Origin of the sequence: Brevundimonas goettingensis, assembly GCF_017487405.1 — a bacterium.
Taxonomy (GTDB): Bacteria; Pseudomonadota; Alphaproteobacteria; order Caulobacterales; family Caulobacteraceae; genus Brevundimonas; species Brevundimonas goettingensis.
The window spans coordinates 132,267-146,004 of sequence record NZ_CP062222.1; the positions used below are offsets into that span (position 1 = coordinate 132,267).

The window sequence follows — 13,738 nt, forward strand, 5'->3', positions numbered from 1 at the left end:
ACGGGGCGCACAGGATGTTCAACAGACTGGCCATGGCGGGCTCGGTGCTGATCCGCATGGGGGCGGGGCTGGTCGCGTTCATCCTGATCGCACGGGGTCTCGGCCCGGAGGCCTACGGTCTGGTCGCCACCGTCTTCGCCTATGCGACCCTGGTGTCGCTGGTGACGGACTTCGGCTTCGGCTCGAAGGCGCTTCGGGACATCGCCGCCGAGCCGGAACGCGGCGGCGCCATTCTCAACGCCTGCCTTAATCTCAAGGCGGTTCTGACGCTGGCCGCCATGGTCATTGGGGGCATCGCTATCTGGCTGGCCCCCAAGCCGCCGGGAACGGGTCTTCCCATGGCGATGCTGGGCGCCGCTGTCCTCATCGGCGCCATCGGCGACCTCGCCCTGACGGCCTATCGGGCGACGGGGAAGTATCGCTCCGAACTCTGGCTGACGGCCTGGACAGCGGCCCTCCATGTCGCGGTCGTGGGGTGGGTCGCTCTGAGCCATGCGGGCCTGCCGATCCTGGGTATCGCCTTCCTTGCGTCGCGATCCTTCTACGCCGTTCTGGCTGTGGTCGGGGCGGAACGCCTCTTCGCGGGCTACAGGCTGAGCGTGCAGCCGCTGGTCCATGTCTGGACCAGTATGAAGAGCGCCTGGAGCTGGGGCGTCGACAACATGCTGGGCTATCTGAACGTCCAGATCGACAGTTTGCTGGTCGCCAGCCTGTTCAGCCTTCACCTCGCCGGCATCTATCAGGGAGGCAACCGCTTCGTGCAGGCGGGGTTCGCGGTCGTCATCGCCTTGGCGGCGATCCACATTCCGCGCATCACGCGCGAGATCAAGGACGGCGGTCCGCGCCTCTCCCGGCCCGAACTGCTGATGAACCTGGAGTTCACCGCCATCGGAGTTCTCGGGGCCATCGGACTGGCCTTTGTGGCGCCTCCGGTGACCCTGTTTCTGCTCGGCGAGGACTACGCCCAGATGGGCCCGCTATGGCCCGGGTTCGCGGTGTTCTTCCTGGCCCGGGCGATTGCGGCCGGTATCGGCGTGTCTCTGGTCAGCATCGGCGTTCCAATCTGGCGGATCGTGGGTCAGGTGCTGGGGCTGTCGGTCACCTTCTGCGCGATCCTGCTGGTTCGGCGCTATTGGGGCATCAACGGGGTTCCCTGGGCGATGGCGGCGGGCGCCGCCACCACCCTGACGATCTATGGCCTGGTCCGTCTGAACTATGCGCGGGGGGCGGGTCTTTTCGGGACGACTGGCGTCCGAAGCGCTGATACCTGAATCAAGATAGCCGTGGCGGGGTCCGTATCAATGTCATTCATCAGCTATATGAAAAACATCGCAAGAACGGGAAAGCGCATAGTCTTTGATGCGCCTGCCGCTGCGAAAAATTCTTCCTACGACTTCTTCGACTATGTTTGCAATTCTTCGCTCATAAGCGGAGTTTCGGATCAGGAAACGTTGGTGTCGGTCATCACCATCATGACCCACAATATCGAGAAGGGGCTTTCGATGCCGTCCCCGCGGCCGGGCTACGGCGCGCGCAACATCGGTCCCCTGATCCGCCGGTGCCACGAATACATCGCCCTGTTCGGCGTCGACGATACGATAGCCCGCGCCCAGGGCGTGCTCGCGGCCTATGTGCGCTTCAACGGCACGGTGGGCTGTACCGACTATCCGTTCGCGGCGGAGATCGACCGTCTGCTGCAGGTGAGTTCCGACAATGCCCGGGGCGGGCTGAAGCGGGTCGCCCGCGATGAGGTCGCCGCCGTCGGAAAACTGGTGCCAGACGCCTTCTTCGAAGGACGGTCCAGCGTGCGTGTGTTCGACAGCGCTCCGGTCGATGACAGCCAGATCACCACGGCCATCCGGCTGGCTCAGAAGTCGCCGAGCGTCTGCAATCGCCAGTCGGGCTACGTCTATGTTTTCCGCGACAAGGCCGATATCGCCGACGCCCTGGCGATCCAGGCCGGCGCCAACGGCTTTTCGCAGAATGTCCCGACGCTGCTGGTCATCACGATGCGGACCAAGAATTTCTTCGGGCCGGAGCGAAATCAACGGTGGGTCGACGGCGGCCTGTTCGCCATGTCCCTGATCCTCGGCCTGCACCGCGAAGGGCTGGCGACCTGTTGCCTCAACTGGTCCAAGCCCGGCGCAGTCGACAAGAAGCTGAAGCAGAGGCTGAACATTCCGCGGGACCGGTCGATCATCTTCCTTCTGGCGGTCGGCCACTATCCGGAGACGGTCGAGGTCGCCCAGTCGGCGAAGCGTCCCCTGTCGGATATGTACGAGTTCCGCTAGGCGCTGCCGGCCTAGCGGGTCCAGAGGCCTGCGTCGGCGCTCAGGTCGATCGTGGTGGGCGTTCCTGGCTGCGCGGTCCCGATCCGCCCTCCGATAACCGCGCGGCCGCCCACTGGGTTATAGGCCGAGCCGGTGTTGTCGAGCCGGACATCCCGCACCCGGGCCGGATTTCCGGCGCCGCTGTCTTCGACGACGGACCGGTCGGAGGTCGTCACCAAGGATATCCCGCGCCCCCATATCCCGTGCCCGTAGGATCGGACGATGGTGCCGTCCCACGCCAGATCGGGATAGTCGTGGGTGTTGGTGGCCAGCAGCACCGCGCCGTGCTGGCCCGCGTCCTCGCTGAGGCCGTCGACGACCTCGACGGCGCCATAGCCGAAGACCAGAAGGTTCGAACCATAGGCCGTGGTCCGGTTGGGGCGGATCCGGGGACGCCGGGTGCGCCGGATGCGCGGGGAGACGAGCTTCACGCCCCGGGCCGTGGCGATGATGCCGATGTTGTAGTTGTCGTGCACATCGGCTCCGGTGATCACTGTGTGACTGTCGCGCCCGGCCGCGGCGGGATCTCGCGACGCCGTATTGTGCTCGATCGAAATACCGCCGCCGTTGGTCGGCAAGGCGGCGATATCGTTGCCGTTGTTCCAGCTCGCCGGCCATTCAAGGACGTTGCCGACCGCCGCATAGAGGGCGATCCCGATCCCCTTGTTGTTCCATGCCCGGGGCCTCAGGCCATAGGAGTTGGTCCATAGCAGCGGACCCTCCGGATTGTGGCGACGGTACAGCGGATAGAAGTTCACCGAGATCCCGTTGTCGTATTGGGCATCCGAGCCGTCGCAATCGACATGTCGGGGGTCGCCGCAGAACTCGAACAGCAGGGAGTTCACCAGTCCGTTGAAGGCATGAAGGTTGCCGGCGAAGGGGCGATGGCAGTGGGCGAAATGCAGGGCAGGAAAGCTCGGTCCCGCGACGTAGCGATAGCCCCGCATGTTGCGGCCGTTTCCGTCGATCCGGCATTTCCTTCCGGGACAGACCACGCCCACGTCGATCAGCGGCCGCGCCGGGGAGCCGACGAAGGACAGGGCGGCCGACGGTTCGGTGGTGGTGAGCTGCAGGTCGTCATGCAACTCGATGCGGATGTTGGAGGTCTCGATGCGGGTCTCGCCCGAAATCCGCCAGCCGCCGACGCCGTTGTTCGGAATGATCACCGTGCCGCCGCCCGTCTCGGCGAGCGACTGGACGGCGGCGAGGATGGCGGGGCGGGCGTCTTCGCCCGGAACGGCGCCGAAGGCTTCGATCGAGACCGTCCTCGGCTCCGCGGCGAAGGCTGTGCGGGGCAGGGCGGCGAGGGCGGCGACGCCCAGGACGATGTCGCGACGATCGGGGTTCATGGCCGCCCGCTCGCCGGGTTCAGCCCGGCCGGGCTGTCGGCAGGGACTGGACGATATACCGGTAGCGGATCGCCATCGCCACGCCAGCGCCGATGAAGATCAGAGTGACGTTGTCGGTGATCGAGAGGATCGAGAATACCACCAGCACCCCGGCGATTCCGGCGGCGAAGGCGGTCGCTTCGGACGCGGCGTCCAGTCTCAGGGCGCTGCGTATGAGGCTGAGCAGAAGCAGGCCCCAGGTCGTCACCAGAAGGACAAGGCCTGTCCATCCACTGTCCAGAAGAGTGGAAAGATAGGCGGAGTCGATGGTGAGGACGCCCTTTCGTCCATAAAATCCGGCGTGATAGGCGGCCCGTCCATCTCCGAAGCCCGTGACCGGCCGTTCCTGAATGGCGATCATGCCCTTGGCATACATGGCGCCTCGATAAAGAGAACTGGACGCCTCGACGGCGGTCCGACCGCCGATAAGAGCGACGGCCTGATTGTGCAGGGGGCCGGCGGCCGCCAAGGCCAGAATTCCCATGAAGAGCAGAGAGAGGATGGAGGTATATGTCAGCCGCCGCGCCGCCCGGAGGGTCACCAGCGCGACAAACAGGGCGAGGGCGACACCGACGCCGAGCACGCTCGAACGGCTTCCCGTGTTCCAGGCCAGGATGGGCAGGATCAGCAGGCAGGGGATGGCGATGAGACGGATGAGGCCTCGCCCGCGCCAGACCGCCCAGGCCATGATCGGCGCGACGAAACTCAAATACTGCCCGAAGACAATCGAGTGTGTGAAGACGGACTGCAGACGCGCCGAACCCCCACGAAACTGAACCTCCGAAACGCCGAGCAGGAAGGTGTCGCTGCCCGCGAACTGGACACCCAGCAATTGGGAGAATGATTTTCCCGTCGTCCATTCCGCCAAAGCAACAAGGGAGACCAGGGCGGTGGCGATAACGATCGTCCCCACGATGATCCGGAGACCGTCCTGCCGGGCCGCGATCGCGACGACCAGAACCCACATCGGCATGAAGTAGAGAAGGTCGCGCGCGACGATGGTGACGGAAACATCGGGCGTTTCGCCCAAGACCGCCGTGAAGACGCGCCAGAACACCCAGACGACCAGGGAGGCCGCGAGCCAAGGGTTGGTGATGAAGGCCCCGACAAGGCGTCGCCCGAACGAAAGCTGCAGGCAGAGCACGCCGATCAGCGGCCAGGTCGCCATCGCCATGAAGGTGAAGGGTGTCGCCTTGAAGGCGCCGCCCAGGGCGAAGAAGCCGTACCTCGGCCAAACGATCGAAAGCAGGACCAGCAGGATGCACCAGCCGACCGCGGCCCATTCGAGAACAGAGACCCCCTCCGCGCGAGACCCGTCCTGTCGCGTGTTCTCAAATCCGCCAGCCGGCGCCCACGTCGTCATCTTTGTCTCTACATTCTCTCGACGCCCGGAGGAGCGGCCGAACCCAAGGCGAGTATCACGTATTCGCGGCTGGATTTTCAGGTTTCGCCTTATCCGCAATTCTCTTTAAACGATGATACTTTCCGAGAGAAAATCACAGGGCCGGGAGGCGATAGGCCAGTGATCAGTCCGGGACTCCGGGCTTTGCTGACTCCGTGATTTTCGTCACCACAGGGCGATGGTCGGAACCCGTGTCCCGGCCGAGCCCGCGTTTCAGGACCGCGAGGTCGGGGGTGCGGTAGACCTGATCGATCGTGATCGCGAACGGGGGAGGCGCCAGGGCGGGCCAGGTTCCCGGCCAGCCCGGATTGGGCTTCAGACCGGTTTGACGCTGTATCAATCGTCCGATTCGACCGCTGGACACGCTGTTGAAGTCGCCCGCCACCAAGGCCGGGCCAGTGACTTGTGACAGAAGAACTTCAAGCGCGGCTACGCCCCGGATTTGTTGCTCCTGGGCCTGATAAGGCCAAGGCCTCATCAGGTGAACCCCGACTACGTTGAGCGGTCCGAGCGGGCTGTCGATATGAGCCAAGGCGTAGAGTTTGGCATAACGGACATTGTGGCTGGCAGGGATCAAGGGATAGCGGGATGCGATCGCGATGCCGGGATCGATGGTCATCCGGTTCGGGAGGTTGACTAAAATCGAGTCCAACTCCTGAAGGACCGTGGGCGAGGCTTCAACCACAACCACGATGTCCGGCTTCGCCTGTGCGATCGACGATCTGATTTTCGAGACGTTGGCGTTCTCGAGGTGAAGATTGGCGGAGTAGAGGGTGATGACCGGGGCCCCCACAAGCGGCCTGCCTCTATCCACCATCCATTGGGGCCAGACCGCGGCTGACAGAGCCGCCGCCGTCACGACGGCGACACCGAAGGCGGTCTTCAGCCTGAGCAGCAGGAGGATCGGCGCAAGGATGGCTGTCAGGATCAGAGCGGGGGCGGTAAACTGGGCCAGAAGATCGCTCCATGCGAAATCAAAACGGCCGAGGGCGGTCCCGCTGATCAGAAGGGCCACCGCCATCAAACAGATCGTCAGCGCTGAAATTATCTTGCGCGCGACAGGCCAGTCCTCGTGTCTCCGCGTCGACCAGAGGATTGGCTGGTGCTCGGGGCCTCGATCGAACAACTGCTTCGTCATCAGCAGTCGCCCTTCCTCGCCGATGCGATCAAGTACCGCAGTCTAGGCGAGTTGTTTGCGGCGGAAGACATCAGGTAGCGACACGGACTTGAGTCTCAGCATCGGCGCCTCGACGATTTTCCAGCTCACGAAACCCAACACCACAGAGATCAGTGTCGCCATGGCGGTGACGACCCAGTGAGAAGACGTCCACCCGTAGTAGATGATAAGGCCCTGCGCGGGCCAGGCGTACAGATACATGCCGTAGGACACGTCGTCCCTGAGGCGGTCGCTCACGGCCGACAGGGGCGCCTTGAAGGCGAACCAGAAGACGAGATAGCCGCCCAATAACGCGATCGCGGGTTCGGCGAGGTGGATCGAGAACATGGCCCCGAACAGGGCCGCCGCAGCGGCCAGCGCGACGCGCCAGTCATACCGGATGACGTCCCTGAACAGATAGAAGCAGGTTCCGCTGAGAAACAGCCCCACGAGGCGGACGTTCACATCGAGCATCCCGAACAAGGCCGCGGCCGGCAATTTTATGGCTGGAACGAGCTGGAATCCGTTAGCCACGACAAGCGCTACGGCGAGAACGAGCACCACATATCTCTGACGCAAAAGGCCCATGACGCCCAAGGCGGCGACGACCAGATAGGCCCGGAACTCGTACGAGATCGTCCACATCGAGCCGTTGAGCGCCGCGTGCGGCATGCCGTTGAAAACCCCGGGAACTTCCGGAGGCGCAAGAAGGAACATGTGCGCCAGCTGCCGGAACCAGTCTCCGACAGAGAGGGGGTTGCCATCGGCGAGGGGGGCGACAATGGCCACGCAGATCAGAAAGGCGACGATGAACGCCGGATAGATGCGAAGAACGCGCTTCCAGAGATAGGAGAGGACGCCCTCGCTGGTTTCAAAACTCTTCGCGATCAGATAGCCGCTGACGATAAAGAAGCCGTCCACCCCGATGCCGCCAAGCGTGAGGGTATTCCAGAGCATCATCGCAGGTTCCTGTGAATAGTCTCCGGTGAGAAGTTGCGGTGAATGGCTGACGATGACGGCAAAGGCCAGGAGCAAACGAAGGACAGCAAAATTGTTGCGCCTTTCCGGCGGCGGCACGGCGGTTTCAGTCATTTGGCTTCCCAGTTGTCGCGCTCTGCAATCTGGCTCAAATCCACGGCGACAACAACGGTTTGCGAGCCGCGGATCACGGCGTGGAGACGATGTCGGCTGGCCTGAGGCTTCAAAGACGCGGCGCCACTCTCAGCGAGGCTGGCCGAAGGCCCGCTCCGTCGGGCACGCGCCGACCTCAACGCCCGGATGCGGCCGCCGCGTCACGCGCCCTGGCCTGGGCTTCCTGGTAGCGTCGGGTCTGCTGGACCTGGTTTAGGCTGGCAGCCAGCCGGCCCGACGGGTTGGAAATCTTGCTGGCGTCCAGTCTCCAGCCGAGACCCATGACGGTCTCGTGCGACGCCTCCTCGCGAAGCTTTGGCGTCAGCTCATTCCAGTGTTCATAGAGGAAGTTCAACCGCCAAACGGTGACGTCGGGACCGAAGGGAGCGACGGTGTAGGACTTCTCCAGCGCGTCCAGACCTTCGGCGTTGAGAGGGCTGCCGTCACGCGTCTGCAGCCAGGCGATGCGGAGCCATCCGGCCGCGGCCATGGGGGCGGCGTTCAGCGAGGCGCGATTGGCCCGCAGCGCTTCGGCGGGATCGACGGATTCGAGCGCCGCATCGGCCCTGGCTTCGGCGCCGACGCCGAAGGCGTCGAAGACCGGCACATGGATCTGCGGGGCAGCGAGGGCGATCGCCAGCGCCAACGCCGAGATCAGCGAGCCCCCGGCTAGCGTGCCGACCGAGGCGAGCTTGAGGCGGTAGGTGGTGGACGCTTTCATCAGGCCTCTTCTCCAGATCGCTACCGTCCCCGCCGCGACGATGTCCGCTCATTCTTATCAGGTTCGGGCGCGAGGTCGCCGAAAAACGGAAGGCGCGCCGCACGCCGACCGATCCTCGACCCGCGCTGGCCTCGGCCGGGTCAAATGTCCGGGCTGCCATCTGGCCTAGCGCGGCTCGGGGCGTCCGCCCGGCGCCCATTCCGGCGTGAAGTCGCTGGACGCCATCCAGCGCAGGGGCTCGATGAGCGACTGGATCGCCCGGGTCATGAAGGGCAGGTCCAGATGGGCGATGTCGTCGTCGGGGCTGTGATAGGTCGGGGTGACGGCCCAGCCCGAGACGGTGTGGGCGACGATCCCCTTGAGCGCGAGGGAGAAGTTGTCCGAGCGCTGGAAGAAGTTCTGTTCCGGATACATGTCGGGCGCGACCAGGGCGCCCTTCTCCTTCAGCGTCGGGCCGAAGTTGGAGCGTTCGAAGCCGGTCATCATCATGACGCCGGGCTCCATCTTCGGATCCTGGGCGCCGATCATCTCGATCTCCAGATTGGCGACGATGTCAGTAAGGGGCACGGGCGGATGCTCGCCGAAGTATGTGGATCCCAGGCCGCCGATCTCCTCCGAGCCATAGGCGACGAACAGGATGCCGCGCCGGTGCGCCTCGCCGGATGACAGGGCATGGGCCAGCTCCAGCACCGCGGTCGTGCCCGAGGCGTCGTCATTGGCGCCGTGCATGATCGTCCCGTCGGGCCGGACGCCGAGGTGATCCAGATGGGCCGAGATCAGCAGCACGCCAGCGGACGGGTCGCTGCCGGGCAGGAAGCCGATGGCGTTGGTGGTGGTCGTCTCGGCACGCTGGACGGCGCCGGGATCGATGGCGGCGACGGTTCCGGCCAGGGCCTTGAGCCGGTCGTAGTCGGCGGCGGAGACGATGACCGCATCGATCATCTTCTGTCGCGGGGCGGCGTCGGTCAGGCGGTACGTCGGCCGGGGCGGACGGCTGGCGGCCCGCGCCTTTAGGGCGTCGGTTTCGCGCACGATGATCAGGGTCGCCCCCTTGCTGGCGGCGGCGCTGATCCAGCTCAGGCCCGTATTGCCTTCGGGCGGGGCGATCAGCACCGCGTCGGCGGCAGGGAAGGCGGCGGGATCGTCACCGCCGACGGTCAGGGTTCCGCTGTGAGCGGTTCCGGAGCCGAGAAGAACGGACAGCCCGGCGCCTTGCGTCAGGGTCACGCCGCCCACGGTCAGGCTGGCGTTATTGCCGAGCGTGGTCTTCGTCACACCGGCAGTCTGCAGATACGACGTCATGCCCGGGGCCATCGACAGGCCGTAGCTCTGGAACATGGCGGCGACATAGGCGGCGGCGATGCCTTCGTCCGGAGTGGCGCTGCCGCGGCCGCGCAGGGCGTCTCCGGCCAGGAAGGCCTCATGGGCGGCGACCCATTCCTGCTTCACCTGCCACCCTCCCGCTGTACTCTGGGCGTGAGCCGAGGCGGACGTGAGGGCGAGGATCGCGGCGGCGATCAGGGCGTGGCGCTTCGACATGGAGGGTCCCCAAAAGACAGGACAGCACGGTTAGGCGGCGCCACGCCGGAGCGTCAAGCGGGCGGCTGTGCCGCCGGTGAAACGGGGCGACACAAGAAACCGCTCGACGGCGTCGCATCGTCGATTTAACCGCGAACGCAGCCTTTTCCTCATGCGAGTTCCGCCATGAAACGCTTCGCCCTTGCCGCCGTCGCCATGCTGGCCGTGGCGGTTCCCGCCGCCCAGGTCGACGCCTGGGGATCGACCGGTCACCGGCTGGTCGGGGTGGCGGCTGTGCGGGCCCTGCCGGACAGCCTGCCGGCCTTCATCCGCGGCATGGACGCCGCCGCCGAGGTGGGCGAGATCTCGCGCGAACCCGACCGCTCCAAGGGCGGCGGGGAGCCGCACGACCGCGAGCGCGACACGGCCCATTTCGTCGATCTGGACGACACGGGCCACATCATGAACGCCAACGGCATGTCCATCGACGACCTGCCCGAGCTGAAGTCCGAATACGACGCCCAGCTGCTGGCCGCCGGGATCAAGGTCAATGACGCAGGCTACCTGCCCTATGCCATCATGGACGGCTGGCAGCAGCTGGTGCGCGACTTCGCCTACTGGCGCGTGCTCAACGCCATCGAGCAGCGCGAGACCGACCCGGCCAAACGCGCCTGGTATCGTGAGGACCGTCTGCGTCGCGAGGCCCTGACCCGTCGCGACATGGGCGTCCTGTCCCACTATGTCGGCGACGCGTCCCAGCCCCTGCACATGTCGATCCACTTCAACGGGTGGGGCGATTATCCGAACCCGGAAGGTTTCACCAACTCGCGCCGGACCCACTCGATGTTCGAGGGCGGATACATCCGTCGCAACGTCCGTTTGGACGCTGTCGAGGCGGCCATGCCGGCTCCGGCGCTGGAAGGCTTCCAGATGAAGCCCTCGATCGTCGCCTATCTGAAGGCGGGCGTGGGCCAGGTCATCCCCTTCTACCAGCTGGAGAAGGCCGGCGCCTTCGCCGAAGGCGATGCGCGCGGCGCGGCCTTCGCGACCGAGCGGGTGGCGGCGGGCGCGGCCGAGCTGCGTGACCTGACCATCCTGGCCTGGCAGGCGTCCGAAACCGCCAGCGTCGGCTGGCCGGCGGTCAAGGTCGCGGACGTCCAGAGCGGCGCGGTCGATCCGTGGGCGTCGATGTACGGCGAGGACTGATCGGTGTCGGTTGAGGCGGAGACCCTGCTGCGGCAGGCGCAGTCACACAAGGCGGCGGGACGGCCGGCCGAGGCGGCGGAGGCCTATGGGGCCCTGCTGGCCCTGCGGCCCAATATGCCCGACACCTGGTTCAACCTGGCCATGATGCAGCGCCAGGCGGGCCGCCCCGCCGCCGCCCTGGGCGCCTATCAGGAGGCGTTGGATCGCCGCATCAGCGGGCCGGAAGAGGTCCACCTGAACCGCGCGGTCATCTATTCAGACGATCTGGGACAGGCGGATGCGGCCGAGGCCGAGCTGAAGACCGCACTGGCTATCCAGCCCGCCTATCTGGCCGCCTGGCTGAATCTCGGCAATCTGTATGAGGACAAGGGCGAACGGGATCAGGCGCGGTCGGCCTATCGCCGCGCGCTCGACCTGGCCCCGCCCCAGGCCGCGCCCCTGGCCCTGGCGCGCCTCGCCAACGCCACCCGCTTCACCGACGCCGCCGATCCCCTGATCGAAGCGATGGGGCTCCTTCTGGCGCAGGCCGGTGCGTCCGACGCCTCCCGGGCCGAGGTCGGCTATGCGCTCGGCCGGGCCCTGGATGAGGTCCAGTCGTACGATCAGGCCTTCGCCGCCTATGCCGAGGCCAATGCCGCCAGCCGCAGGGCGACCGGCGCGACCTACGACCGCGCCGCCCAGGAAGCCTTCGTCGACCGCTCGATCGCGACCTTCCCCAAACCCGTTCCGACCGTCTGGGATCCGACCGGCGCCCCGGTCTTCATCCTGGGCATGTTCCGCTCGGGATCGACCCTGGTGGAGCGGATTCTGGCGGCCCATGACGGCGTGACGTCCGGCGGCGAGCTGGCGCTGACGCCGCGCATCGTCTCGGCCATCGCCCCCTATCCGGAAGCCGCCGGAGAGGCCTCGCCGGCCACGGCGGCCGGCTGGCGCAAATCCTATCTGGACCAGCTCCACGCCGCCCGTCCGGGCGCGGCTCTGGTCACCGACAAGCGGCCTGACAACTTCCTGCACATCGGCCTGATCAAGACGATGTTCCCGGATGCGAAGATCATCCACACGGTCCGCCAGCCGCTCGACATGATCCTGTCCAACTGGTTCCTGCATCTTGACGCGTCGATGGCCTATGCGATGGATCTGGAAGACGCCGCCCACTGGTACGGCCAGCACGAGCGGCTGATGGCCCATTGGAAGTCGCTGTATCCCGACATCCTGACCGTCGACTATGACGCCCTGGTCGCCGATCCGCGTCCGGAGATCGAGCGTGTGCTGACCTACTGCGGCCTCGACTGGCAGGATCAGGTGATGGAATTCCACAAGGCCGGCGGCGCCGTGCGCACCGCCAGCGTCTGGCAAATCCGCGAACCCCTCTATCGCAAATCCTCGGGCCGGTGGCGGAACTACGAGAGCCATCTCGGCGGCCTGAGAGGGCTGCTGGGGGAATGACCTAGCCCGCCGCGTCGAACGCCTGTCTGAGCGCGGCGGCGACCTCTGCATCGACATCCCCGGGGCCGGTCAGGGCGACCGCGAACTGGCACATGCCGCCGGGCTTCTGGGCAAGGATGCGATCGCTGGCGATATCGGTTTTCAGGTTGATGCCGAGTTCGGCCCGTTCGGCCGTCTTCGGACCCAGCATGGCGAACTGCTTCTTGCGGCGCAGGGCGACGTACCCCTTCTTCGGCGACACCTCGAACTCGCCGAACGGCGCCAGCACCGCCATGACCGCCTCATGGACGGCGCGCAGATGCGCCTTCTTGCCGGAGTAGATTTCGTCGAGGGCGTCATTGGCCGACGGCGCTGGGCCGTCCATGGCGCCGGCGGCGGCGTGGGCCAGGGTGTTGGCGTCGCCATAGCCGAGCCCGAACGTCTCCATCAGCCAGGTCCGGACCTCGCCGTGTTTGACCTTGCCTGAGCCGGCGACCGCGGCGCGAATCTGCGTCAGGGTCTGGCCGGTCTTCGTCTCGATATTGCGGATCTGGGTCGCCAGTGCCTCTGCGGGCGTGCTCATCTGTGCTCTCCAACAGGACCGGTCGAGTAAAGCGCGATGCGTGACGCCTGACCAGATCAGACTCCACCCGGGTCGGGAGACGGGTTAGGGAACGCGGATGATTACTCCCCCCAGTCCACCGATTGTCATCCTCGATCGGCCCCAGATGGCCGAGAACATCGGCGCGGTCGCCCGCGTCATGGCCAATTTCGGGCTCGATCAACTGCGCCTCGTCGCGCCGCGCGACGGATGGCCGCAGGAGCGCGCCTGGGCCACGGCCTCGGGCGCCGACTGGGTGCTGGAGGGCGTGCGGGTGTTCGACACGGTCGCTGACGCCATCGCCGATCTGAACACCGTCTTCGCCACAACGGCCCGCCCGCGCGAGACCCGCCAGCCGGTCCGCACCCCGCGCGAGGCCACCCGCGTCCTCTATGACGACCGCGCCTCGGGGCTTCAGATCGGCCTTCTGTTCGGCGCCGAGCGGGCGGGGCTTGAGACCACCGACATCGCCCTGTGCCAGGGGATCGTCACCATCCCCATCGACCCGCGCCACCAGAGCCTGAATCTGGCCCAGGCGGTCGCGATCAATGCCTATGAGTGGCGCACCCTGGTGCTGGATGCCCCGCCGCCGGGCTTCCGCGAGGGCGAGCCGCCGGCCCCGGGCGAGCTGCAACTGGGCATGTACGAACATCTGGAGAAGGAGCTGGACGCCGCCGGTTTCTTCCACCCGCCCGAGAAGTTTCGGTCCATGAGCCAGAACCTGCGCGTCATGCTGGGCCGCGCCGCCTTCACCGCCCAGGAGGTCGCCACCTTCCGCGGCGTGATCACCGCCCTGTCGAAGGGCAGGGGCCGGGTGCTGGAGCGGCTGGCGAAGGAGAAGGCGGCGAAGGGCTAGGGGG

General features: G+C 66.1%; 12 protein-coding genes. 5 read left to right on the forward strand and 7 right to left on the reverse strand.

Annotated elements, in window-relative coordinates; all coding sequences use genetic code 11:
* The first annotated feature begins 14 nt into the window (after window positions 1–14).
* The gene (locus IFJ75_RS00645; protein WP_207870656.1) at window positions 15–1,271 is read left to right on the forward strand and encodes a lipopolysaccharide biosynthesis protein; all 1,257 of its coding nucleotides are present in this window, start codon (window positions 15–17) and stop codon (window positions 1,269–1,271) included.
* 183 nt (window positions 1,272–1,454) lie between these two features.
* On the forward strand, window positions 1,455–2,291 hold the full coding sequence (locus IFJ75_RS00650) for a nitroreductase family protein (RefSeq protein WP_207870657.1): 837 nt from the start codon (window positions 1,455–1,457) through the stop codon (window positions 2,289–2,291).
* An 11-nt stretch (window positions 2,292–2,302) separates the two neighbouring features.
* Here IFJ75_RS00650 and IFJ75_RS00655 read toward each other — a convergent pair whose 3' ends face one another.
* The 6 genes from IFJ75_RS00655 to IFJ75_RS00680 all read right to left on the reverse strand — a co-directional run bounded on the left by IFJ75_RS00655 (window position 2,303) and on the right by IFJ75_RS00680 (window position 9,667).
* A complete protein-coding gene (locus IFJ75_RS00655) occupies window positions 2,303–3,679 on the reverse strand; it encodes a hypothetical protein (protein WP_207870658.1) in 1,377 nt (458 codons plus the stop codon).
* Between the two features lie 19 nt (window positions 3,680–3,698).
* A complete protein-coding gene (locus IFJ75_RS00660; RefSeq protein ID WP_207870659.1) occupies window positions 3,699–5,081 on the reverse strand; it encodes an O-antigen ligase family protein in 1,383 nt (460 codons plus the stop codon).
* A gap of 163 nt (window positions 5,082–5,244) precedes the next feature.
* The gene (locus tag IFJ75_RS00665; protein ID WP_207870660.1) at window positions 5,245–6,258 is read right to left on the reverse strand and encodes an endonuclease/exonuclease/phosphatase family protein; all 1,014 of its coding nucleotides are present in this window, start codon (window positions 6,256–6,258) and stop codon (window positions 5,245–5,247) included.
* Window positions 6,259–6,300: 42 nt separating this feature from the next.
* Window positions 6,301–7,368, reverse strand: coding sequence for an acyltransferase family protein (locus IFJ75_RS00670; protein WP_207870661.1), 1,068 nt, complete (start codon window positions 7,366–7,368; stop codon window positions 6,301–6,303).
* Between the two features lie 175 nt (window positions 7,369–7,543).
* Window positions 7,544–8,128, reverse strand: coding sequence for a hypothetical protein (locus IFJ75_RS00675; protein WP_207870662.1), 585 nt, complete (start codon window positions 8,126–8,128; stop codon window positions 7,544–7,546).
* Between the two features lie 165 nt (window positions 8,129–8,293).
* The gene (locus IFJ75_RS00680; protein ID WP_207870663.1) at window positions 8,294–9,667 is read right to left on the reverse strand and encodes a M28 family metallopeptidase; all 1,374 of its coding nucleotides are present in this window, start codon (window positions 9,665–9,667) and stop codon (window positions 8,294–8,296) included.
* A gap of 165 nt (window positions 9,668–9,832) precedes the next feature.
* Here IFJ75_RS00680 and IFJ75_RS00685 point away from each other — a divergent pair, with 165 nt between their 5' ends.
* Both IFJ75_RS00685 and IFJ75_RS00690 read left to right on the forward strand, forming a co-directional pair.
* Window positions 9,833–10,852 (forward strand): phospholipase C/P1 nuclease family protein, encoded by a 1,020-nt coding sequence (locus IFJ75_RS00685; protein ID WP_207870664.1) that lies wholly within the window; start codon window positions 9,833–9,835, stop codon window positions 10,850–10,852.
* Between the two features lie 3 nt (window positions 10,853–10,855).
* The gene (locus IFJ75_RS00690; protein WP_207870665.1) at window positions 10,856–12,298 is read left to right on the forward strand and encodes a tetratricopeptide repeat-containing sulfotransferase family protein; all 1,443 of its coding nucleotides are present in this window, start codon (window positions 10,856–10,858) and stop codon (window positions 12,296–12,298) included.
* Between the two features lies 1 nt (window position 12,299).
* Here the strand turns inward: IFJ75_RS00690 and IFJ75_RS00695 are convergent, their stop codons facing one another.
* Window positions 12,300–12,860 carry a DUF5655 domain-containing protein gene (locus IFJ75_RS00695; RefSeq protein ID WP_207870666.1) on the reverse strand — a complete coding sequence of 187 codons (561 nt, stop codon included), beginning with the start codon at window positions 12,858–12,860 and terminating at the stop codon, window positions 12,300–12,302.
* Window positions 12,861–13,005: 145 nt separating this feature from the next.
* Between IFJ75_RS00695 and IFJ75_RS00700 the strand changes: the two genes are divergently transcribed.
* Window positions 13,006–13,734, forward strand: coding sequence for an RNA methyltransferase (locus IFJ75_RS00700; RefSeq protein WP_263973003.1), 729 nt, complete (start codon window positions 13,006–13,008; stop codon window positions 13,732–13,734).
* Window positions 13,735–13,738: the final 4 nt, after the last annotated feature.